This window comes from Streptomyces sp. NPDC093085, assembly GCF_040683935.1.
Lineage (GTDB): Bacteria > Actinomycetota > Actinomycetes > Streptomycetales > Streptomycetaceae > Streptomyces.
In genome coordinates this window covers 268,808-290,567 of sequence record NZ_JBFBFB010000004.1, presented here as the reverse complement: position 1 = coordinate 290,567, position 21,760 = coordinate 268,808, and the positions used below count along the sequence as shown (strand labels likewise).

General features: G+C 71.7%; 19 protein-coding genes and 1 pseudogene. 13 read left to right on the top strand and 7 right to left on the bottom strand.

Translation table 11 applies throughout. The annotated features are described in order from the left end of the window. Positions 1 to 32 precede the first annotated feature (32 nt). A pseudogene (locus AB0O07_RS14995) lies at positions 33 to 1,412 on the top strand (dipeptidase); the annotation flags it as partial. A gap of 411 nt (positions 1,413 to 1,823) precedes the next feature. Next, entirely contained in the window at positions 1,824 to 2,768 is a 945-nt protein-coding gene (gene nudC, locus AB0O07_RS14990) for an NAD(+) diphosphatase (protein WP_365632165.1), read from the top strand. Between the two features lie 9 nt (positions 2,769 to 2,777). Here nudC and AB0O07_RS14985 read toward each other — a convergent pair whose 3' ends face one another. Then, entirely contained in the window at positions 2,778 to 3,452 is a 675-nt protein-coding gene (locus AB0O07_RS14985; protein WP_365632162.1) for a LysE family translocator, read from the bottom strand. Positions 3,453 to 3,568: 116 nt separating this feature from the next. Between AB0O07_RS14985 and AB0O07_RS14980 the strand changes: the two genes are divergently transcribed. Then, positions 3,569 to 4,510, top strand: coding sequence for a LysR family transcriptional regulator (locus tag AB0O07_RS14980; RefSeq protein WP_365632159.1), 942 nt, complete (start codon positions 3,569 to 3,571; stop codon positions 4,508 to 4,510). A 17-nt stretch (positions 4,511 to 4,527) separates the two neighbouring features. Here the strand turns inward: AB0O07_RS14980 and AB0O07_RS14975 are convergent, their stop codons facing one another. Beyond that, the gene (locus AB0O07_RS14975; protein ID WP_365632156.1) at positions 4,528 to 4,770 is read right to left on the bottom strand and encodes a mycoredoxin; all 243 of its coding nucleotides are present in this window, start codon (positions 4,768 to 4,770) and stop codon (positions 4,528 to 4,530) included. 214 nt (positions 4,771 to 4,984) lie between these two features. Between AB0O07_RS14975 and AB0O07_RS14970 the strand changes: the two genes are divergently transcribed. The 4 genes from AB0O07_RS14970 to AB0O07_RS14955 all read left to right on the top strand — a co-directional run bounded on the left by AB0O07_RS14970 (position 4,985) and on the right by AB0O07_RS14955 (position 8,641). Continuing rightward, on the top strand, positions 4,985 to 7,216 hold the full coding sequence (locus AB0O07_RS14970; protein ID WP_365632153.1) for an ATP-dependent DNA helicase UvrD2: 2,232 nt from the start codon (positions 4,985 to 4,987) through the stop codon (positions 7,214 to 7,216). A 209-nt stretch (positions 7,217 to 7,425) separates the two neighbouring features. After that, positions 7,426 to 7,779 (top strand): hypothetical protein, encoded by a 354-nt coding sequence (locus AB0O07_RS14965; RefSeq protein WP_365632150.1) that lies wholly within the window; start codon positions 7,426 to 7,428, stop codon positions 7,777 to 7,779. Positions 7,780 to 7,952: 173 nt separating this feature from the next. Next, a complete protein-coding gene (locus tag AB0O07_RS14960) occupies positions 7,953 to 8,321 on the top strand; it encodes a WhiB family transcriptional regulator (RefSeq protein WP_365632147.1) in 369 nt (122 codons plus the stop codon). Continuing rightward, positions 8,318 to 8,641 (top strand): hypothetical protein, encoded by a 324-nt coding sequence (locus tag AB0O07_RS14955; RefSeq protein WP_365632144.1) that lies wholly within the window; start codon positions 8,318 to 8,320, stop codon positions 8,639 to 8,641. Before AB0O07_RS14960 ends, AB0O07_RS14955 begins: the two co-directional genes overlap by 4 nt. Positions 8,642 to 8,709: 68 nt before the next feature. Here the strand turns inward: AB0O07_RS14955 and AB0O07_RS14950 are convergent, their stop codons facing one another. Beyond that, positions 8,710 to 10,095 carry an AarF/ABC1/UbiB kinase family protein gene (locus tag AB0O07_RS14950; RefSeq protein ID WP_365632141.1) on the bottom strand — a complete coding sequence of 462 codons (1,386 nt, stop codon included), beginning with the start codon at positions 10,093 to 10,095 and terminating at the stop codon, positions 8,710 to 8,712. Between the two features lie 87 nt (positions 10,096 to 10,182). Continuing rightward, positions 10,183 to 11,328, bottom strand: a complete 1,146-nt coding sequence (locus AB0O07_RS14945) for a ThiF family adenylyltransferase (protein WP_365632138.1) — start codon at positions 11,326 to 11,328, stop codon at positions 10,183 to 10,185. Positions 11,329 to 11,569: 241 nt separating this feature from the next. Here AB0O07_RS14945 and AB0O07_RS14940 point away from each other — a divergent pair, with 241 nt between their 5' ends. Beyond that, complete coding sequence (locus tag AB0O07_RS14940) at positions 11,570 to 12,220, top strand: M48 family metallopeptidase (protein ID WP_365632135.1); 651 nt, start codon at positions 11,570 to 11,572, stop codon at positions 12,218 to 12,220. Positions 12,221 to 12,227: 7 nt separating this feature from the next. On the opposite strand, the gene AB0O07_RS14935 is transcribed toward AB0O07_RS14940, so the two are convergent. Together AB0O07_RS14935 and AB0O07_RS14930 are read right to left on the bottom strand one after the other, a co-directional pair. Beyond that, positions 12,228 to 12,785, bottom strand: coding sequence for an NUDIX hydrolase (locus AB0O07_RS14935; protein ID WP_365632132.1), 558 nt, complete (start codon positions 12,783 to 12,785; stop codon positions 12,228 to 12,230). Continuing rightward, entirely contained in the window at positions 12,782 to 14,245 is a 1,464-nt protein-coding gene (locus tag AB0O07_RS14930; RefSeq protein ID WP_365632129.1) for a zinc-dependent metalloprotease, read from the bottom strand. The genes AB0O07_RS14935 and AB0O07_RS14930 overlap by 4 nt, the downstream gene beginning before the upstream one ends. A 252-nt stretch (positions 14,246 to 14,497) precedes the next feature. On the opposite strand from AB0O07_RS14930, the gene AB0O07_RS14925 reads away from it, so the two are divergent. The 4 genes from AB0O07_RS14925 (at position 14,498) to AB0O07_RS14910 (ending at position 17,821) form a co-directional block, all read left to right on the top strand. Further along, positions 14,498 to 15,610, top strand: a complete 1,113-nt coding sequence (locus tag AB0O07_RS14925) for an SDR family oxidoreductase (RefSeq protein WP_365632126.1) — start codon at positions 14,498 to 14,500, stop codon at positions 15,608 to 15,610. A gap of 96 nt (positions 15,611 to 15,706) precedes the next feature. Next, the gene (locus AB0O07_RS14920; protein WP_365632123.1) at positions 15,707 to 16,165 is read left to right on the top strand and encodes a molybdenum cofactor biosynthesis protein MoaE; all 459 of its coding nucleotides are present in this window, start codon (positions 15,707 to 15,709) and stop codon (positions 16,163 to 16,165) included. A 241-nt stretch (positions 16,166 to 16,406) separates the two neighbouring features. Next, on the top strand, positions 16,407 to 16,577 hold the full coding sequence (locus tag AB0O07_RS14915) for a hypothetical protein (RefSeq protein WP_365632121.1): 171 nt from the start codon (positions 16,407 to 16,409) through the stop codon (positions 16,575 to 16,577). A gap of 113 nt (positions 16,578 to 16,690) precedes the next feature. After that, entirely contained in the window at positions 16,691 to 17,821 is a 1,131-nt protein-coding gene (locus AB0O07_RS14910) for a PDZ domain-containing protein (RefSeq protein ID WP_365632118.1), read from the top strand. Positions 17,822 to 18,016: 195 nt separating this feature from the next. Here AB0O07_RS14910 and AB0O07_RS14905 read toward each other — a convergent pair whose 3' ends face one another. Beyond that, on the bottom strand, positions 18,017 to 18,577 hold the full coding sequence (locus AB0O07_RS14905) for a PPA1309 family protein (protein WP_365632115.1): 561 nt from the start codon (positions 18,575 to 18,577) through the stop codon (positions 18,017 to 18,019). A 135-nt stretch (positions 18,578 to 18,712) separates the two neighbouring features. Between AB0O07_RS14905 and AB0O07_RS14900 the strand changes: the two genes are divergently transcribed. Next, positions 18,713 to 21,757: a UPF0182 family protein gene (locus AB0O07_RS14900; protein ID WP_365633057.1), complete on the top strand. Its 3,045-nt coding sequence runs from the start codon at positions 18,713 to 18,715 to the stop codon at positions 21,755 to 21,757. The last annotated feature ends 3 nt before the right edge of the window (positions 21,758 to 21,760 follow it).

Below are 21,760 nucleotides of genomic sequence, written 5' to 3'. Positions count from 1 at the left end.
GGTACCCCGCCGGGCCCGTTAGGCTCGATGCCATGAGCGACATCCCGGACAGCGCGGTCCGTACGTACATCGAGAACCACCGCACGGCCTTCCTCGCCGACCTCGCGGAGTGGCTGCGCATCCCCTCCGTGTCCGCTCACCCCGACCGCGCCCCCGACGTGCGCCGCAGCGCCGACTGGCTCGCGGCGAAACTCCGGGAGACCGGCTTCCCGGTCGCCGAGATCTGGGAGACCCCGGGCGCCCCCGCCGTCTTCGCCGAGTGGCCTTCCGAGGACCGCGACGCCCCGACCGTGCTGGTCTACGGCCACCACGACGTACAGCCCGCCGCCCGCGAGGACGGCTGGCACACCGACCCCTTCGAGCCGGTCGTCCGGGACGGCAGGATGTACGGGCGGGGCGCCGCCGACGACAAGGGCCAGGTCTTCTTCCACACCCTCGGCGTGCGCGCCCATCTCGCCGCCACCGGGCGCACCGCCCCCGCCGTCCACCTCAAGCTCCTGATCGAGGGCGAGGAGGAGTCGGGCTCCCCGCACTTCCGCGCGCTCGCCGAGCGGCACGCCGACCGGCTCGCCGCCGATGTGGTCGTCGTCTCGGACACCAGCATGTGGTCCGAGGACACCCCGACCGTCTGCACCGGCATGCGCGGTCTCGTGGAGTGCGAGATCGAGCTGCACGGACCCGACCAGGACATCCACTCCGGGGCGTTCGGCGGGGCCGTGCCCAACCCGGCCACCGTCGCGGGACGCCTCATAGCCGCGCTGCACGACGCGGACGAACGCGTCGCGGTCCCCGGCTTCTACGACGGCGTCACCCCGCTCACCGACGCCGAGCGCGCCCTCCTGGCCGAGCTGCCCTTCGACGAGGGCGAGTGGCTCCGTACGGCCTCCTCCCACGCCACGCTCGGCGAGCGTGGCCACTCGACGCTGGAGCGCGTCTGGTCCCGTCCCACCGCCGAGGTGAACGGGATGGGCGGCGGGTACCAGGGCCCGGGCAGCAAGACGATCATCCCGTCCTCCGCCCATCTGAAACTCTCGTTCCGGCTGGTCGCCGGGCAGGACCCGGACCGGGTCGAGCAGGCGGTCAGAGCCTGGGCCGAGGCGCGGATACCGGCCGGGATCCGCCACGGGATCACCTTCCTCCCGGCCACCCGCCCCTGTCTGACCCCGCTCGGCCACCCGGCGCTCCGCTCGCTCGTCCGGGCGATGGGCCGCGCCTTCGGCCAGAAGATCCGCTTCACGCGCGTGGGCGGCTCGGGGCCGGCCGCCGACCTCCAGGACGTGCTGGACGCGCCCGTGCTCTTTCTCGGGATCTCCGTACCGTCCGACGGCTGGCACGCGCCGAACGAGAAGGTCGAGATCGACCTGCTCCTCAAGGGCGTGGAAACCACCGCGTACCTGTGGGCCGACCTGGCCGACTCGGCCGACTCGGCCGACCGGACCGACCGGACCGACCGGACCGACCGGACCGACCGGACCGCTCGGGCCGACCGGGGCGACCGGACCGACCGGACCGCTCGGGCCGACCGGGACGACCGGACCGACCGGACCGGCCAGACCGACCAGACCGCTCGGGCCGACCGGAGCGGCCAGGCCGACCGGGCCGACCTGGCCGGCACCCCGCGTCCCTGACCCGCCTCATCGCATCCCAGCGTGCCGTCCGCCCCCACCACGTCGTCACCTGGCCAATTCCCCGGCCATTTCCGCAGACCAGCCCATTGATCGCCGACCGATTCCCCACCGATTCCCACCGACTCCGCGCCGATCGCCCGCCGACCACTCCGCTGACCAGAACACCCACTCCACCCGGGGGAGTAGAAAGAACCTGTGAGCACCATCAGCAGTGACGCCATCGCCCACCCGCCCATCGGACTGACCGCGGACAGCGGTATCGACCGTGCGGCGCACCACCGTCTCGACGAGGCATGGCTCGCGGCGGCCTGGAGCCATCCGACGACCAGGGTCTTCGTGGTCTCCGGCGGCCAGGTGCTGATCGACGACACCCCCGACGGGCGGACCGAACTGGTCATGACCCCGTCCTTCGAGGCCCCCCTCACCGAGACCCACCGCTACTTCCTCGGCACGGACGCGGACGGCGTGCGCTACTTCGCGCTCCAGAAGGACTCGCTCCCCGGGCGGATGGACCAGTCGGCCCGCCCCGCCGGGCTGCGCGAGGCCGGGACGCTGCTCTCCGCGCGCGACGCGGGCCTGATGGTGCACGCGGTGGCGCTGGAGAACTGGCAGCGGCTGCACCGCTTCTGCTCCCGCTGCGGCGAGCGTACGGTGATCGCCGCGGCCGGCCACATCCGGCGCTGCCAGGCGTGCGGGGCCGAGCACTACCCGCGTACGGACCCCGCCGTGATCATGCTGGTCACGGACGAGGAGGACCGCGCGCTCCTGGGGCGCCAGGTGCACTGGCCCGAGGGCCGGTTCTCCACCCTCGCCGGGTTCGTGGAGCCCGGCGAGTCGATCGAGCAGTCCGTGGCCCGCGAGGTCTTCGAGGAGGCGGGCGTCACGGTCGGCGAGGTCGAGTACGTCGCCAGCCAGCCGTGGCCCTTCCCGTCCAGCCTGATGCTGGGCTTCATGGCCCGCGCCACCTCGTCGGAGATCACGGTGGACGGCGAGGAGATCGAGGAGGCGCGCTGGTTCTCCCGCGAGGACCTGCGCACCGCGATCGAGACCGGCGAGATTCTGCCCCCGCTGGGCATCTCGATCGCCGCGCGCCTGGTGGAGATCTGGTACGGCAAGCCGCTCCCCAAGCCGCTGAACTGACGGCGGGGGTCAGATGCCGGCCGCGACCCCGGCGCCCAGGAGGAGCAGCGTCACCCCGGTGGCGATGCTCAGCCGCCGGCGTACCACGGGCCGCGAGATCAGGGCGCGGCCCCGGCCGACGGCCCAGGTGAACAGCAGATACCAGCCGGCGTTGACCGCCGCCCACACCACCCCCAGGGCGATGCTCGACCAGAGGACGGGACCGTCGGCGGTGACGAACTGGGGAAGCACCGAGACCGCGAACACCCCGGCCTTGGGGTTCCCCAGACTCGTACCGAGCCCGGCGGCATAGGCACCCCACCGGCCGGGGCGGCGGCCGGACCCCGGTCCGTACGCCTCGCCGGGCCCGGCACCCGGCCCGGCGTCGGGCCCGGCACCCGGTTCGGCACCGGGCGGCTCGCGGAGGGCGCCCCGGAGCGTGCCGATCCCGAGCAGGGCCAGCACCAGGCCGCCCGCCACCCGTACCACCGCATACGCCCGGGGATCGGCGAGCAGGACCGCCGAGAGCCCCGCCGCGGCGGCGACCGCCCAGATCAGCACCCCGGAGGCGTTGCCGGCGAGGGTGGCCCTGGCCCGGCGCTTACCGCCCTCCAGCGTCTGCCGGATCATCAGCGCCTGTCCCGCGCCGGGAAGCATCGTCAGCAGCAGGGTGGTGACCAGGAAGACGGGCAGATCGATGATCACGGCGCTCGGCCTCTCCGCAGGTGGCGCCGGGGAAGGGGCGCCCTCACCACCAACCCTGGCGCGCGCCCCGACCACAGAGAAGTAACCGACAGACGGGCCGGCATTAAGATAATGGAATGGCGGATCCGGGACAGCTCCGGCTGCTCGCACTGATCGAACGGCACGGCTCCCTCACCGCGGCGGCCCAGGCGCTGGGCCTCTCCCCGCCGGCCGTGACCCAGCAGGTGGCCCGCGCGGAGCGGGAGTGGAGCGTGCCGCTCGTGGTGCGCGGGCCGCGCGGGGCGACGCTCACCGTGGCGGGACGGCTCCTCGCGGCCCATGGCCACCTCATCGACCAGCAGGTGGACGAGGCCGAGGCGCGGCTCGCCGCGCTCCGCGGGAAGCTCTCGCTCCGGCTGCGGACCGGGGCGTTCCAGGCCGCCGCGCTCCACCTGCTGCCGCCCGCCCTCACCGCCCTGCGGCACCGGCGCCCCGATGCCGATGTGTCGGTCCAGGACCTGCACTCCGAGGACGGCATCACGGAGGTCGGCGAGGGCCGGCTCGACCTGGCGGTCATCGCCTCCTGGGGCGCGCTCCCCGACCCGCCGCCGCATATCGCCGTACACCCGCTGTTCCGGGACCCCTTGGTCGTGGTCCTCCCCGACGATCACCCGCTGGCCCGCCCCGAGGGCGAGGACGGCGCGGAACCGCTCCGGCTCGAAGAGCTCAGGGACGAGTCCTGGGTGACCATCGTGGCCGGGCACGCCGCGCGGGAGCAGTTCGACCGGGCGGCGGCCGGGGCGGGGTTCACCCCCAGGATCAGGTTCCAGACCGCGTCGTACGACGTCGCCCAGGCCCTGGTGGGGACGGGCATCGGGGTCGCCCTGGTCTCCCGGCTCGCGCTGACGCGGCCGCCGGGCACCGTCCACCGCGCCCTCGGCCGCCCCCGCCTCCACCGTGAACTCCACGCGGTGACGGCGGCGGACCCGGTGCTCACCCCGCTCGTGGACGTCTTCCTCACGCTCCTGCGCGATGTGGCCGAGGAGACCACAGCGTCCTGGGGCGCGCCCGGCCGCTAGCGCCTCGCGTACCCGCCTTACGCGGCGAGGGCTTCCTTCACCTGGGCGAGGCTCGGGTTGGTGAGCGTCGTGCCGTTGGGGAAGAGGAGCGTCGGCACCGTCTGGTTGCCGCCGTTGGCCTTCTCGACGAACGCCGCCGACTCCGGGTCGTGTTCGATGTTGACCTCGGTGTACGTGATGCCCTCACGGTCCATCTGGCCCTTGAGCCGACGGCAGTATCCGCACCACGTCGTGCTGTACATCGTCACAGTGCCCGGCATGTGTCTCGCACTCCTCTGTTCTGTCGCGTCTGTCGCGTTGTCCCGTTCGCGGGTCCCGCTCTCGGCTGAACGTATCTGCTGAACGTAACCGACTGGTCGGCCATTCCCGGCTGGTCGGGTCGTACCCGTCGGACCGATACGACTGATACGACCGGTGCGGCGCCCCTGTGGACAACCGCCGCACCCGTCCCGGGGGACCTGGCAGCATGGCGGGGTGACAGCAGCAACGCACTCCTCGCTCTTCCCGTGGGACTCCGACGGCGGCCAGATCGTGGCACCGCCGCGCGACGCCGACGCGGTGCTCGACGGGCTCGACCCCGAGCAGCGCGAGGTCGCGACGGCCCTGCGCGGCCCGGTGTGCGTGCTGGCCGGGGCCGGCACGGGCAAGACGCGCGCGATCACCCACCGGATCGCGTACGGGGTGCGCGCGGGCATACTCCAGCCCGCCAGCGTGCTCGCCGTCACCTTCACCAACCGCGCGGCGGGGGAGATGCGCGGCCGGCTGCGGCAGCTCGGCGCGGGCGGGGTGCAGGCCAGGACGTTCCACGCGGCGGCCCTCCGGCAGCTCCAGTTCTTCTGGCCCAAGGCCGTCGGCGGCGCCCTGCCCCGCCTCCTCGACCGCAAGGTCCCGCTCGTCGCGGAGGCCGCGGCGCGCTGCCGGGTCCGGCTCGACCGCAACGAACTCCGCGATGTCACCAGCGAGATCGAGTGGGCCAAGGTCACCCAGACCGTGCCCGCCGACTACCCGGCCGCCGTCGCGCGGTCGCACCGCGACGCCCCGCGCGACACGGCCGAGATCAGCCAGGTCTACGCGATGTACGAGCAGCTCAAGCGCGAGCGCACGGTGATCGACTTCGAGGACGTACTGCTCCTGACGGTCGGTGTCCTCCAGGACCGGCACGACATCGCCGACCAGGTCCGCCGCCAGTACCAGCACTTCGTGGTGGACGAGTACCAGGACGTGAGCCCGCTCCAGCAGCGGCTGCTCGACCTCTGGCTCGGCGACCGCGACGACCTCTGTGTCGTCGGGGACGCCAGCCAGACCATCTACTCCTTCACCGGAGCCACCCCCGACCACCTGCTCAATTTCCGCGCCCGGCACCCCGGCGCCACCGTGGTCAAGCTGGTACGCGACTACCGCTCCACCCCCCAGGTCGTCCGCCTCGCCAACGGCGTCCTCCAGCAGGCGCGCGGCCGGGCCGCCGAACACCGCCTGGAGCTGATCTCCCAGCGCGACCCGGGCCCCGAGCCGGCCTGTACGGAGTACGCGGACGAACCGACCGAGGCCGAGGGCACCGCCCGGAAGGTCCGCGACCTGATCGCCGCGGGCGTCCCGGCCGGTGAGATCGCGGTGCTCTACCGCGTCAACGCGCAGTCGGAGGTCTACGAACAGGCCCTCGCCGACATCGGCGTGCCCTACCAGCTCCGGGGCGCCGAGCGGTTCTTCGAGCGCCAGGAGGTACGGGAGGCGGGCGCCGCGCTCCGGGGCGCGGCCCGCTTCGGGGGCAACGACACGCTGCTGGACGATGTGGTGGAGCTGCCCTCGCAGGTCCGGGCCGTGCTCTCCACCAAGGGGTGGACCACCGAGCCGCCGGCCGGCTCCGGCGCCGCCCGGGGCCGCTGGGAGTCGCTGGCGGCGCTCGTCCGGCTCGCCGAGGACTTCGTCCGGGCCAAGCCGTCCGCGACCCTCGCCGACCTCGTCACCGAGCTGGACGAGCGCGCCGCCGCCCAGCACGCCCCCACCGTGCAGGGCGTCACCCTCGCCTCGCTCCATGCCGCCAAGGGCCTGGAGTGGGACGCGGTCTTCCTGGTCGGTCTCACCGAGGGGACGATGCCGATCACCTACGCCAAGACGGACGAACAGATCGAGGAGGAGCGCCGGCTGCTCTACGTCGGGGTCACCCGGGCGCGGCTCCATCTCCACCTCTCCTGGGCGCTCTCGCGCTCCCCGGGCGGCCGGGCCAACCGACGGGTCACCCGCTTCCTGAACGGGCTCCGTCCGGGCACCACGGCCCCCGGACAGCGGGACGCCGGCCCCGGCGCGGGCGGCTCCGTCGAACGCGGCACCGCCCCCGGCGCTCCGTCGGGGACCACCCCACGGCGCACCCGGCGCGGCCCCGCCCGCTGCCGGGTGTGCGGCAGGACCCTCACCGACGCCGGTGAGATGAAGCTCATGCGCTGCGAGGAGTGCCCCTCCGACATGGACGAGGGGCTGTACGAGCGGCTGCGGGAGTGGCGGGCGGTGCAGGCGGGACGGATCGGTCAGCCCGCGTACTGCGTGTTCACCGACAAGACGCTGATGGCGATCGCGGAGGCGGTCCCCGACAGCGCGGCCGAGCTGACGGTCATCCCCGGTGTCGGCATCCGGAAACTGAACCGCTTCGGAACCGATGTCCTGGCCATCTGCGCAGGTGAGGAGGGTGTGGGAGAAGAGGACGAGGACTGATGCGAACTCGTCGAAAAAATAGTTTGCGCGCGCCCGGGGAATCCCCATAGGTTCTTATCCACGGGAACGGCGGGCTTCTCCGAAGCCCGGTCCCCATGCTCTACTTGTCAAGCAGTACCTTCGGTACCTGCCGAGAAGTGGCACTTGTCCAACATACGCGTGACGGATCTTCGGACCCGTCCTTGAGACGCCGAGAGGAGGCGATTCCAGTGGCCAGCATCGAGTACAGCTTCATCAGCACCGTCAAAATGACCGGTCTCCCGGTCGCCTCCGCCTGCCCGCTCGGCTTCTCCGGCACCGGTCTCATCGACGGACGCATCGACAGTGGCATGCCCGGCTCCTCTGCCGCCGAGCGCGCTGCCGACCGCCCCGTCTTCTCGGGTCCGGTGACCCGTGAGCGTGTCGCCCTGATCAACGATGAGCGACCGACCAAGGCACTGGCAGAGGTAGCGGCTATGAGCAACACCTATGCCGCAGCGGCAGCCGGTGCCGAGACGAAGCAGACGCAGCATCACACGAAGTGGGCCTTCCGTGGGCTCGAACCCTGGAGTGATCCAGCCTGATCGACGATCAGGCCGGCGCCTTCAGGGCCGCGGAACCCCACCCGGGATCCGCGGCCCTTCTGTTTGTCCCGAACGGGACAGCCGGAACGAAGGGGCCTCGGGACACGCACCACCCGGTACCAGCCGACCACTGGCCCACCAGGCCAGGACCGACCAGACGAGGAACAGAAACCGTGCAACTCGAAGCGCACGCCCCGTCCGTACCGCCTTCGGAACCGATCGCCCCGCCCGTCCCCACGGAGGACTCCACCTTGACCCCGCTCACCGCGCTCACCGCGCTCGACGACGCCATCGAGAACCTCGGCGTACCCGTTCCCTGCCGTGCCTACGACCCGGAGGTCTTCTTCGCCGAGTCCCCGGCCGATGTCGAGTACGCCAAGGCGCTCTGCCGCACCTGCCCGCTGGTCGAGGCCTGCCTCGCCGGCGCCAAGGAGCGGCGTGAGCCGTGGGGTGTCTGGGGCGGCGAGCTCTTCGTCCAGGGGGTCGTCGTAGCCCGGAAGCGGCCGCGTGGCCGTCCGCGCAAGAACCCGGTCACGGCATGAACGCCGCCGGAACCATCGACCACCCCTCCACGCACGATCCCCAGAAGCAGGCCCCGATGACCTCTTCCCTGAGCGAGCCCACCGGCTCCGCCACCCCGCTTGTCTCCACCATGGGCGCGAACCACTCGCGCCAGAACAGGACCCGCGAGATGCAACTCATCCCAGAAGCCCTGGCTCGCGCGCATATGAACGAGCGCATGCGTGAGGCCGACACGGAACGCCGGGCCGCCCGCCTGGTGGCCGCCCGCCGCATGCAGCGCCGAGCGGAACGCGTCTCCCTGCGCGCCCGCCGTGCCCTGGCCATGGCCGTCATGCAGTAAGACCACGCACCACCGGCAGGACAGCGAGGGCCGGCCCCAGAAGGGGCCGGCCCTCACCGCGTCAGCCGTCAGCCGGCCGTCTCGACCGGCTCGGCGGTCTTGCGCAGGCTTATCCTCTCCGGCTTCCGCACGGCGAAGCCGGGGAGCCAGGCGGAGAGTTCCTCCCGCAGGCGTACGGTCGCGTCCAGTTGGCAGAGCACGCCGATGGTGCTCAGGGTGACGCGGTGGATCAGCAGATAGGACGGGGGCAGGTTGAGCTGCTTGCCGAGCTGGTGGGCGGGGGAGCGGGGGTCGGCGATACGGGCCGCCTGGGTCCGCAGCCAGCTCCGGGTGAAGGTGAACTCCTCCACGGCCGCCGGTTCGATGATGGGCAGCAGATACTCCAGGACCGCGTCCGGGTCGAGGACGATGGACTCCTTGACGAACCCCTCCTCGCGCAGGGTGCCGTAGACCGTGTCGGCGTCGCCCGCCAGGGCCAGGCGCAGGGCCTCGCCGATGATGGGGGGCAGTCCGCCGGGCAGCCGGTCCACCGTTCCGAAGTCCAGCACCCCCAGGCGGTGCGCGCCGCCCTCCGCCGCCGGCGGCAGCAGACGGAAGTTTCCGGGGTGCGGGTCCGCGTGCAGCAGCCCGGTCCGGGCCGGGCCCGAGAAGAGAAACCTGGCCAGGAGCTGCCCCGCGCGGTCCTGCTGCTCCGGAGTACCCTCAGCGATCACCTCCGACAGCGGAACCCCGTCCATCCACTCGGTCACCAGGACCTGTTCGCCCTGGTGCACCACCTCCGGCACCACCACATCCGGATCGTCCGCGAACTCCGTTGCGTGCGCACGCTGCGCCGCCGCCTCCAATCCGTAGTCCAGCTCCTCGGAGACCCGGTCACGCAACTCCGTGATCAGCGGCTTGATGTCCATGCCCGGAATCAGCGGGCCCAGCAGCCTGGCGAAGCGGCTGAGCTGGGTGAGGTCGGAGAGCAGCGCCTCCCCGGCCCCCGGGTACTGCACCTTCACCGCGACCTGCCGCCCGTCGTGCCAGACCGCCCGGTGCACCTGGCCGATCGACGCGGCGGCCGCGGGCTTCTCCTCGAACTCCAGGAACAGCCCCCGCCACTCCTCGCCCAGCCGCTCCGCCAGCACCGCCCGCACCGTGGCCGTCGGCATCGGCGGCGCCGCCTCCTGGAGCTTGGTGAGCGCCGCACGGTAGGGCCCGGCGATCTCCTCGGGCAGCGCCGACTCGAAGACCGAGAGGGCCTGCCCGAACTTCATGGCACCGCCCTTCAACTCCCCGAGCACCTTGAAGAGCTGGTCCGCCGTGCGCTGTTGCAGCTCCCGGGTGACGATCTCGGCCGACTTGCCGCCGATCCGCTTGCCCAGCCCCCAGGTGGCCCGGCCCGCCAAGCCCAGCGGCAGCGTGGCCAGCTTCGCGGTGCGGGTGACCGCCTTCCGGGGAAGATCAGACATGAAGCCCCTCCAAATCCCAGACTGCTCGCCATTTCCAGGCAGCTCGTCCCCGACGCCCGTCCTGGAGAGCCGTGCCGCGTGCGGCGGTTACCCGGCCATTGTGTCGTGCGGCGCCCCGGTTGCGCCCCGACGCTCCCCTCCGCTTCGCCCGGCCGCCCCGCACGGGCACTCCTGATGCGGGGCGATCCGCTCCGCCCGCCAGTCCAGCAGCGGCAGCGCCGCCTCCCATCGCGCACCCGTACTCGCCGGAAGCTCCCCGTCGAGGAACGAGAGCGCGTGCGCCGCCGCCAGCCCGGCGACCGTCGTCGCCAGCGCCAGATCGCACGCCGGGGCCGCGCCCGCCGCGCGCCCCGAACGCCACTGCGCCATCATCCTCGGCCACCCGGGGTCATGGTCGGCCCGCAGCCGCGCGACACACCCCGCACACGCCGTGCCCCCGGGCAGCACCAGCGGCCCCACCACCCCTGTGGCCTCGATCACCCCCGCGTACAGATGGGGCGTTCCGGAGGCCATCCACGGCTCGGCGGTCACCGGCTCCGGCGCGTACACCGCGAGCCCGTCCCGTGGCACCACGATCACCAGCGAGAGCGGCGGCTCCTGCCCCGGGGGCTCCTCCGGGCGGCCGGGCCGTGGCGGCCGGCCCGGTGCGCAGCGCCGGACGAGCTGCCGGGCCGCCCGGTCCCTGCGCTCCCCGACGGCGTGTTCCGACAGCCCGCCGGGCGCCACGTCCCCCGCCGTCGCACACCCGCCGTCCAGCACATCGACCCGTCCCACGCCCGAGGCCGCGAGCACCCCCGCCACGGTCGCCCCGACCCGGCCCGCACCCCTGACCTGCACCCGCGCCAGCCGCCTGGCGGCCAGCCGCGCCGCGCCCGCACCCGGCTCCGGATGGAGGACGGAGAGCGACGCCAGATCCGGGCGCAGCCGCTCCGCCTCCGCCGTCCTGGCACGCAGCGCGTCGGCCGCCGGGCCGCCCGCCCCCGGGTCGTCCAGCACCCCGGCCGCCGCCAGCCGCCGTACCAGCCCGTCGACATGCCCCTCCGGCAGCCCCATGCCGCGCGCCTCCTCCCGCAGCAGCGCCAGCCCCCGGGTCCCGTCCAGCAGCTCCAGAAAACTGCCCGTCGCCGTGTCGACCGGGCCCATCAGCACCGCGTGCGCGGGCGTCACCCCGAACTGCACCGTGTGCCGGTCCCGCCAGGCGCGCCGCAGCGCGGGCTTCATCATCGGACGCATTTCACCCTCCCCGTTTCCGCCGGTCCCGTCTCCGCCGGCCCGTTCCCCCGGCCGGTGATCTCAGAATGGGGGGTCGTGGCCGATCGCGCGGAAAGTTATCCACAGGCGAGGGCGTAAGTCGTTCAAGCTTTCAAGCGTTCAGTCGTGCAAGTCGTTCAAATTAGTGCCCCTATCGCGGGGAAGATGGGGGAACCCTCCTGGAGGCGGGACTTCCGCCCTACTGAGCGGGTAACGTCGGGGCGTGCCCGCCGACCCCTCCCGCAGTCGCCCGCTCACCTCGGGGACCAGCGCTGTCGAGGTCCGAAGAAGCGCCCGACGCAGCAGAACGGTCTCGGCCTACCGTGAGGGCGACCGCACCATCGTGCTCATCCCGGCCCGGATGTCCGAGGCGGAGGAGCGCCGCTGGGTCTCGGTCATGCTCGACAAACTCGCCGCGCAGGAGAGCAGACGGGTCCTCGGCGACGGCGCGCTGACCGAACGCGCGGAACGCCTCTCCGCCCAGTACTTCGACGGACGGGCCCGGCCCGCCTCCGTCCGCTGGGTCACCAACCAGAACACCCGCTGGGGCTCCTGCACCCCCGCCGAGGGCAGCATCCGGCTCTCGCACCGGCTCCAGGGCATGCCGGAGTACGTCGTGGACTACGTCCTCGTCCACGAACTGGCCCATCTGCTGGTGCCGGGACACGGCCCGCGCTTCTGGCGGCTGCTGGACGCGTACCCCCGCACCGAGCGGGCCCGGGGGTATCTCGAAGGTGTCGTCGCGGCCGAACGCCTCCCGCACCTGCCCTCACGAGGCGACCACGGCGACGACCACGGCGGCCACGGTGAACACGGCCCGGACGGCGTGGACGATCTCGACGGTGACGGCCTGGGCGAGGACCTGGGCGTCTGAAGGCGTCTCAGGCGTCCAGGACCCTACGCGTACGCTCCAGCAGCCGGACCACCGAGCCGTCGGCCACCGCTGCCACCTCGTCGTACCCGAACCACCTCAGGTCCAGCGACTCCTCGCTGATCGACTCGACCGCCCCGGGGCCCGCCACCACCGCGTACTGGACATCGAGATGCCAGTGACAGGGCGCCGGGATGGGATGCCGGTCCAGCTGTACAGGTCCGCCCGGCACCGGGGTCAGCTCCGCGATCCCGGACTCCTCCCTGGCCTCCCGCAGCGCCGCGCGCTCCAGCGTCTCGTCACCGGGCTCGCAGTGGCCGCCCATCTGGAGCCACATCCCGAGCTTCTTGTGCAGGGTCAGCAGAACCCTGCCCCGCTCGGCGTCGACCACCAGCGCGGACGCCGTCAGATGCCCGGCCCCGCACGCCTTCCACAGGCCGTCCGGGTGGGCCGCCAGATGGTCCAGATAGACCCCGCGCAGCTCCCGCTGCGCCGCGTCGGCGCCCTCGTGCCCCGGCAGGCCCTCGTACCCCTTCAGCGTCCGGACTGCCTCGTCGTGCAGGCTCACTTGTCGGTGTCGTCCTTGCCCTCGGAGTGCTTGCCATCGGAGGGCTTGCCCTCGGCGTCCTGCTTCTCCTGCTTCTCCTGCGTGCTCCCGGCCGCCTCGCCGAGCATCCTGTCCAGTTCGGAGAAGTCGAGCTGCTCGTGGTGGACAAACCCGTCCGGGTCGTCCAGGTCCGAGGCGGTCGGCAGCATGTCCGGGTGCTCCCAGAGCCGGTCCCGCCCGTCGACGCCCCGCGCGTCCGTGAGGGAGGCCCAGAGCCGGGAGGCGTCCCGCAGCCTGCGCGGCCGGAGCTGGAGCCCGATGAGCGTGGCGAAGGTCTGCTCGGCGGGCCCGCCGGACGCCCGCCGCCTGCGGAGGGTCTCGCGGAGCGCGTCCGCCGCCGTCAGCCGGTTCTTCGCGGCCTCGTGGACCACCGCGTCCACCCACCCCTCGACCAGCGCCAGCGCCGTTTCGAGCCGGGCCAGCGCGGCCTTCTGCTCCGGGGTGTCCTCCGGCTGGAACATGCCCTGCTGGAGCGCCTGCTGGATCTCCTCGGGATGGCTGGGGTCGAACTGGCCGACCACGTCCTCCAGCTTCGAGGTGTCCACCTTGATGCCGCGCGCGTACCCCTCGACCGCACCGAACATATGTGACCTCAGCCACGGCACATGGGCGAAGAGCCGCTGGTGGGCGGCCTCCCGCAGGGCCAGATAGAGCCGGATCTCGTCCTTGGGGACCCCCAGGTCCTTGCTGAACGCCTCGATGTTCAGCGGAAGCAGCGCGGCGCGCCCGGCCGGGCCCAGCGGCAGCCCGATGTCCGTGGACCCGACCACCTCGCCCGCCAGCACCCCCACGGCCTGCCCGATCTGCTGGCCGAACATGGCGCCGCCCATGGACCGCATCATCCCGATCAGCGGGCCCGCCACCGACTGCATCTCCTCGGGCAGCACCTCGCCCATCGCGGTGCCCACCCGCTCCGCCACCGGGTCGACGAGCTGCTGCCACGCGGGCAGCGTCGCCTCGACCCACTCGGCGCGGCTCCACGCCACCGAGGCGTTGGAACCGGAGGGCAGCGAGGTCACGCCATCCAGCCAGATGTCGGCGAGCCGTACCGCCTCGTCCACCTGCGCACGCTCCGAGGCACCGACGCTCGCGTCCTTCGTGCCGTCCGGGGTGCCCTGGGCGACCGTCTGCCGGGCGATCTGCTTGGCCATGTCCCAGTTCACGGGACCGCCCTCGTAGCTCAGCATCTGGCCGAGCTGCTGGAACGCGGCCCCCAGGTCGTTGGGGTTCAGCGAACCGAACATGGCCGCGAACGGATTGTCCGCGCCGCCCGCGCCACCGCCCCCGGGCACGCCGAAGCCGGCGAACGGGTTGCCCTGGCCACCGGCACCCTGACCACCGCCGGCGGAGTCCTTCTTCTTGCCGTCGCCGTCCTCCGGCTCCTCCGGCGGAAGACCGAATCCGAATGGTGTGTCGCTCACGGGGTTCCTCGGCTCGTAGGGCCACCGGCTTCCTGCCGGCGGCGGCTGCCCGACTGCACCTCCCAGCCTAAGCGGCACAGGGGGTACGGGGATGGTGCCGCTGGCCGGGACGGGCCCGACACCCCGGTGGCTTCCGGGCTCGGTGCTCCGTCGGCCGATGGCCTGCGGCAGGATGGACATCACCTGGTACGTACGCGTTTCACGTACGTCGTCATGCACGTACGTATTGAAGACAACCGCTGGAGACGCCCGGTGAGTTCCCCAGATCCGCAGGTTCGCGCAGCGCGAAACCGCTCAACCCCGACCCCGTCCCGCGGCCCCGTCGTCGCGGTCACCGGCGCCGCCTCAGGCGTCGGCGACCTCCTCACCAGGCGGTTGGCGGCCTCCGAGGAGATCAAGCAGGTCATCGCCCTGGACGAGCGCAGAGGGGAGGTCTCAGAGGCGCAGTGGCACGTCCTGGACATCCGCGACCCGGCCATCGCCGAGAAGCTGCGCGGCGCGGACGTCGTGGTCCACCTCGCGCTCGACCTCGACCTGGAGAGCGACGCCGCGGCGCGCACGGCGTACAACGTGCGCGGCACACAGACGGTCCTCACGGCCGCCGCCGCGGCCGGCGTGCACCGCGTCGTGCTCTGCACCTCGGCCATGGTCTACGGCGCGCTCCCCGACAACGACATCCCGCTCTCCGAGGATGCCGAACTGCGGGCGACCGCCGAGGCCACCGGCGTCGGCGACCTCCTGGAGATCGAACGCCTCAGCCGCCGCGCGCCCCGCGCGCACCCCGGCCTGAATGTGACGGTCGTACGGCCCGCCGTCCTCGTCGGCGGTACGGACACGGCCCTCACCCGCTACTTCGAGTCGCCCCGGCTGCTCGTGGTCGCCGGATCCCGTCCGACCTGGCAGTTCTGCCATGTCGATGACCTGGTGAGCGCGCTGGAGTACGCCGCCCTCGAAAAGGTCGACGGCGAGTTCGCGGTCGGCTGCGACGGCTGGCTGGAACAGAGCGAGGTCGAGGAGCTGAGCGGGATCCGCCGCATGGAGCTGCCCTCGGCGGTCGCCCTGGGCGCGGCGGCCCGGCTGCACCGCATCGGCCTGACCCCGTCCCCGGCGGGCGACCTCGCGTACACCATGCACCCGTGGGTGGTCAGCGTGAGCCGGCTGCACGACGCGGGGTGGCGGCCCCGCTGGACCAACGAGGAGGTGCTCGCGGCCCTCCTGGAGGAGGTCGAGGGCCGCCACACGCTCGCGGGCCGCCGGCTGGGCCGCAAGGACGCCACCGCCGCGGGCGCCGCGGGCGCGACGGTCGCCCTGCTCGGTACGGCCGCCCTGGTACGCCGGGCCCGCAAGGCACGCCGCCGGATCTGACCCGCCCGGAGCGCCCCGCTCCGGCCCCGGCCGGTCCGCTCCGGCCCGGGGAACGGCTGTTCCCTGCCGCGTCCGCGGTACGGCACCATGGGCGCCATGGTCAGTACGCGTTCCCACCCGGGCGAGCAGGCGGCGCAGGATCCCATCAGGCTGCTCGCGATCCGTGACACCCCCCTCACCGTCGACGAGGTCTTCCGGGCGGTGGGGGACGATGCGGCGGGCGGCACCGCCCTCTTCGTGGGGACGGTGCGCAACCACGACGGCGGTACCGACGTCGACTCCCTCGGCTACTCCTGCCACCCTTCGGCCGAGGCCGAGCTGCGCCGCGTCGCGGAGAAGGTCGCCGCCCGCCATCCGGTGCGCGCGCTCGCCGCCGTCCACCGTGTGGGGGATCTGGCGGTGGGGGATCTGGCGGTGGTCGTCGCGGTCTCCTGCCCGCACCGGGCGGCGGCGTTCGAGGCGTGCCGGGAGCTGATCGACGACCTCAAGCACGAGGTGCCCATCTGGAAACACCAGAAGTTCTCGGACGGCACAGAGGAATGGGTGGGGGCGTAGCCCCTCGTTAGAGGGGTGGTGGTCGGGCGACGGGTGGGCGGGTTGGCGTGTAGCGCCTTCGTTGAGGGGCGGTGGTCGGGCGACGGGTGGGCGGGTTGGTGTGCAGCGCCTTCTCCGGGCCGTTCCACTCATACGTGCCGATTTGCGTAACCGGCCCCCTGCCAGCAGCGTTGATGCAGCAGATGGTTATCTGCTGATCGGTCAGTTGGCATGGCAGACACTCATTGGTCGGGAGGTCGGAATGGCCGTACTTGCCTGGTTGTTGATCCCGCTCTTCGCCGCCATCGGCGCGGCGATATGGGGAAGCTGGGTGGCGAGGGACCGCACGGTCGGGGACATAGCCGAGTTGAACGGTTATGCGCGGTTCCGTGACGCTATGGAGAAGGCGGAGACCCGGTCCGATCCGGTCTGACTCCGCGGGGTACGTGGCCCGAGGGCCGCGTCGGTCCGCGGTCACGCACTTCGTGACCTCGTACGGACCGGCCCCGGGGGTGCACGGACAGACCCTTCCCGTACTGTCGTTCCATGCCACGCCGCACTGCGACGATGCTCGCTTCCACCCTCGTCCTGATCGCGCTCCTCTGCGCGGGTGTGCTCATCAAGGTCCCGTACTCGGAGATGAGCCCCGGGCCGACGGTGAACACCCTGGGTGAGGCCAATGGCGAGCCCGTGCTCCAGATCTCGGGCCGGAAGACATACCCGACGTCGGGGCATCTCAACATGACCACGGTCAGGGTCACCGGCGCGGACTACAACATGAACATCGTCGAGGCCGTCTACGGGTGGCTCGCCCACGACAGCATCGTGGTGCCGCACGACACCCTGTACCCGGACGGCAAGACGGAAGAGCAGTCCACCCAGGAGAACGCCGAGGAGTTCAGCCAGTCCCAGGAGAGCGCCAAGGTCGCCGCCCTGGGGGAGCTGGGCATCCCGGTCCCGTCCCGCACCATCGTGTCGTCGGTGATCAAGAACAGCCCGTCGGAGGGCATTCTGCACGCGGGCGATGTGATCAAGGCCGTGGACGGCGCCGAGGTCAAGGCGCCCGAGGATGTCGCCAAGCTCGTCACCCGGCACAAGCCGGGGGAGAACGTCGTCTTCACGATCGTGCCCGCCAAGGAGGCGAAGGCCGCCGAGGACGCGAAGAGCGGCAAGAGCGGCAAGGACGCCGGGGACGTCGACGACGGTACGGAGTCCACGGCCACCGAGCAGGTCACGATCAAGACCCGGAAATCGGACGAGGGCGACCGGGCCATCGTCGGCATCCAGGCGGGCACGGACCACACGTTCCCGTTCACCGTCAACATCAAGCTGGCCGACGTGGGCGGTCCGAGCGCCGGGCTGATGTTCTCCCTGGGCATCGTGGACAAGCTCTCGCCCGAGTCGCTGACCGGCGGAAAGTTCATCGCGGGCACCGGAACGATCAACGACAAGGGCGAGGTCGGCCCGATCGGCGGCATCGGGATGAAGCTGGTCGGCGCGCGGAACGCGGGCGCGCGGTACTTCCTCACGCCCGACCAGAACTGCGCCGCCGCGGCGGGCGACATCCCCGACGGGCTCACCCTGGTCCGGGTCAAGACGATCAAGGACGCGGTGTCGTCGCTGGAGAAGATCCGCGGCGGGGACGCGGCCGGCCTGCCGAGCTGCTCGGCGAGCTGACCGACCGCGTCCGACCGCGTCAGACCGCGTCCGACCGCGTCCGGGCGTACGGTCCGGGGCCCGCGCCCGGCACCGTACGACCGTAGGCCGCCCCGCCCGGGACCGTACGCCCGCAGACCGCCCCGCCCGGGACCCCGGGACCCGACGGGACCGTAAAGGCCCCTCCAGGGGCCTCCAGAGGCCCCTGGAGCGCCGTTACGCCTCGAAGGTGGCCGCCAGGGCCTCCGCGAGTCCCGGGACGAGCCCTGAGCCCGTGAGGACCTCGCCGGCGGCGTCCTTCTCGCGCAGCCGCAGCGCGGACTCCCGGGCGCCGTCCCGCAGGACGGCCACGGTCATCCGTACCTCCTGGCGCTCCGGGTGGCCGGCCACCCAGGAGGCGAGTGCCGCCTCGTCGAGGTGGTCCGGTACGGACGCCTCCGCCGACGGCGGCAGCATCAGCCGCTCGACGGTCAGCGCGCATCCCGCCACCGCCCCGGGCCAGGCGATGGTGCCCAGGAACTCGTCCAGCGGGGTGCCCGCCGGGATCTCGTCCTGTTCCACGGGGGTGAGGGGAGCGACGGCGCCGCCCTCCTCTTCGAGGCCCAACTGGGCCGCGAGCTGGGGTTCGTCGGCGCGCAGCCGCTCCGTGTCGACCAGGGCGAAGAGCCGGGCCGGCTGGTCCCAGCCGAGGGTCGAGGCGTACTCGTCGATTTCGAGCACGGCGCGGGTCAGGGGGCCGGCGGCCATGGGGGTGCCTGAGGGAGAAACAGTGGACATGGTCAATATCCTGCCTCCTTCGGACCCGGATACGGGAACTAGGTAAAGCCTCAGTAAGTTGAACAGGCTGAACCACACGTAATTAGTCACACTCACACGACCGCGAACTTTGAGGTGCGCACGTTGGCTTTCCAGATGCCGGACCGCGGCGGAGGCCCGACCGGGCCACGGATCAGAGTGGGCCGCCCGTCCCGTCGGTCCCGGACCCTGCTCATGACCTTGGGCGTACTGGCCGTTCTGGCCATGCTCTTCGTCATGTTCGCCGGGTTCTGGACGGACTGGCTCTGGTACCGCTCGGTGAAGTACTCATCGGTGTTCACCACCACCCTCTGGACCAAGATCGGCCTGTTCGCGGTCTTCGGACTGCTGATGGCTCTCGCGGTCGGCGTCAACATCTGGCTGGCGCACCGGCTCCGGCCGCCGCTCTCCGCGATGTCGCTGGAGCAGCAGAACCTCGACCGGTACCGGATGGGGATCGCCCCGTACAAGAAGTGGGTGCTCCTCGCGATCACCGCGCTGATCGGGCTGATCTCCGGGGCCTCCGCGGCCGGCCAGTGGCGTACCTGGCTGATGTGGGTCAACGGGGTGCCGTTCGGCGAGAAGGACCCGCAGTTCAAGCTGGACGTGGCGTTCTACGCGTTCGACCTGCCCTGGTACCGCTTCCTGCTCGCGTTCGGCTTCGCGGCCACCGTGCTGTCGCTGATCGCCGCCGCGCTCACCCACTACCTGTACGGCGGGCTCCGGCTCACCAGCCCCGGCGCGCGGGCCACCGGCGCGGCCACCGGCCATCTCTCGGTGCTGCTCGGTGTCTTCGTCTCGCTCAAGGCGGTCGCCTACTGGCTCGACCGGTACGGTCTGGCCGTGAAGTCCAGCGACTTCAAGGCCGCGGGCAACTGGACCGGCCTGCGGTACACGGACGCCAACGCGTTCCTGCCCGCCAAGACGATCCTCTTCTGCATCGCGGTCATCTGCGCGCTGCTGTTCTTCGCGACGCTCTGGCGCCGCACCTGGCAGCTGCCGGTGATCGGCTTCGGCCTGATGGTGCTCTCGGCGATCCTGATCGGCGGCCTCTACCCGGGGATCGTCCAGAAGTTCCAGGTCGAGCCGAACGAGCAGGCCAAGGAGTCGCCGTACATAAAGAAGAACATCGACGCCACGCGTGAGGCGTACGGCATCGACACCGCCGACGTGCAGGATTACGGCGGCAAGGGCGACCCGGAGCGGAAGGCCGAGCAGCGCAAGGCGGCCGACACGGCGGCCAGTTACCGCCTCGTCGACCCGAATGTCGTCTCGCCCGCCTTCCAGCAGCTCCAGCAGGAGCGTAAGTACTACCAGTTCCCCTCCACGCTGGACGTCGACCGGTACACCGGCCCCGACGGCAAGCCGCAGGACACCGTCATCGGTCTGCGCGAGCTGAACATCACCGGTATCCCGAAGCGCAACTGGATCAACGACCACTTCACGTACACCCATGGGTACGGGGCGATCGCGTCCAAGGGCACGAACACGGTGACGGACGAGAACGAGGGCACCGTCGGCGCCCCCGACTTCACCGAGTCCGGGCTGCCGACCACCGGTGAGATCAGCAAGGACCAGAAGTACGAGCAGCGGATCTACTACGGCGAGAAGACCGAGCAGTACTCGATCGTGGGCGGCCCCCAGAAGGAGCTGGACTACGAGAAGAACGGTGAGCAGACCACGAGCTACCGGGGCAAGAGCGGGGTCGACCTCTCCAGCCCGCTGAACCGGGCGGCGTACGCCGTGGCCTTCAGCGAGCCCCAGATGCTCTACTCCGGCGCCATCGGCGAGGGTTCGCGGATTCTCTACAACCGCACGCCCAAGGAGCGCGTCGAGGCCGTGGCTCCCTGGCTGACCATCGACGGGGACGCGTACCCCGCCGTGGTCGACGGGCGCATCAAGTGGATCGTGGACACGTACACGACCTCCAACGGCTACCCGTACGCGTCCCGTACCACCCTCGGTGACACGACGGCCGACTCGCTGACCGACAGCCAGCGCGCGGTGGTCGCCCAGCAGAATCAGGTCAACTACATCCGTAACTCGGTGAAGGCCACGGTCGACGCCTACGACGGTTCGGTCGAGCTGTACCAGTGGGACACCGAGGACCCGGTGCTCAAGACGTGGATGAAGGCGTTCCCGGGCACGGTGAAGCCGAAGTCCGCCATCGACGCGGACCTCAAGGCCCATCTGCGCTACCCGCAGGACATGTTCAAGGTGCAGCGGGAACTGCTCACTCGCTACCACGTCACGGACCCCGCCCAGTTCTACAGCGGCAGTGACGCCTGGCAGGTGCCGGACGACCCGACCACCAAGAACAGCAACTCGGTCCCGCCGTACTACCTGAGCCTGAAGATGCCGGGACAGGACGACCAGAAGTTCTCGCTGACCACCACGTTCACGCCCAACGGGCGCCCCAACCTGGGGGCGTTCATGGCGGTGGACGCCGATGCCGTCAGCCCGGACTACGGCAAGATCAGAGTGCTGCGGGTGACCTCCACGGTCCAGGGCCCGCAGCAGGTGCAGAGCGAGCTGAACGGTGTGCCCGAGGTCGCCGAGTTCGTCAGGAACCTGAGAGGTACGGACTCGGACATCGAGTACGGCAACCTCCTGACGGTGCCGCTCGACGGCGGCTTCCTGTACATCGAGCCGGTGTACGCGCGCGGTGGCAGCGCCAACTACCCGCTGCTGAAGAAGGTGGCCGTCTCCTACGGAGGCAAGCCGGTCTTCAAGGACAGCCTGGGCGAGGCGCTGAACGCGGTGTTCGGCGCGGAGGGCACGGAGCCACCGTCCACCAGCGAGCCGGGCGACACCACCACGCCGCCGGCCTCCGGTGACACGTCGCTGGAGAAGGCCATCTCGGACGCCCAGAAGGCGTACGAGGACGGCCAGGAGGCGCTGAAGAAGCAGGACTGGACCGCGTACGGCAAGGCCCAGAAGGAGCTTCAGAGCGCCCTGGAGCGGGCCGCTTCGGCCGAGTCCGCCGCCAAGTCCGGCTCCGGCTCCTCGGACAAGCCGTCCGACAAGGCGACGGAGCAGCCGGACGACAAGCCGTCGGGCGAACCGTCGGGCGAACCGTCCGGTGACGCCTCGGGTGACACCGCCAACACGGCGCTGGGCGGCGGCTCCCGTGGTGCGGAAGGCGGTGGCGGGACGAGCTGACCT

What these genes read in the sequence shown, in the direction of transcription:
- AB0O07_RS14980 (WP_365632159.1), top strand. Translation starts at nt 3,569, where the DNA reads ATGGCGGATCCGGGACAGCTCCGGCTGCTCGCACTGATCGAACGGCAC.
- AB0O07_RS14975 (WP_365632156.1), bottom strand. Translation starts at nt 4,770, where the DNA reads ATGCCGGGCACTGTGACGATGTACAGCACGACGTGGTGCGGATACTGC.
- AB0O07_RS14955 (WP_365632144.1), top strand. Translation starts at nt 8,318, where the DNA reads ATGAACGCCGCCGGAACCATCGACCACCCCTCCACGCACGATCCCCAG.
- AB0O07_RS14950 (WP_365632141.1), bottom strand. Translation starts at nt 10,095, where the DNA reads ATGTCTGATCTTCCCCGGAAGGCGGTCACCCGCACCGCGAAGCTGGCC.
- AB0O07_RS14945 (WP_365632138.1), bottom strand. Translation starts at nt 11,328, where the DNA reads ATGCGTCCGATGATGAAGCCCGCGCTGCGGCGCGCCTGGCGGGACCGG.
- AB0O07_RS14920 (WP_365632123.1), top strand. Translation starts at nt 15,707, where the DNA reads ATGGTCAGTACGCGTTCCCACCCGGGCGAGCAGGCGGCGCAGGATCCC.
- AB0O07_RS14915 (WP_365632121.1), top strand. Translation starts at nt 16,407, where the DNA reads ATGGCCGTACTTGCCTGGTTGTTGATCCCGCTCTTCGCCGCCATCGGC.
- AB0O07_RS14910 (WP_365632118.1), top strand. Translation starts at nt 16,691, where the DNA reads ATGCCACGCCGCACTGCGACGATGCTCGCTTCCACCCTCGTCCTGATC.
- AB0O07_RS14905 (WP_365632115.1), bottom strand. Translation starts at nt 18,577, where the DNA reads ATGTCCACTGTTTCTCCCTCAGGCACCCCCATGGCCGCCGGCCCCCTG.
- AB0O07_RS14900 (WP_365633057.1), top strand. Translation starts at nt 18,713, where the DNA reads ATGCCGGACCGCGGCGGAGGCCCGACCGGGCCACGGATCAGAGTGGGC.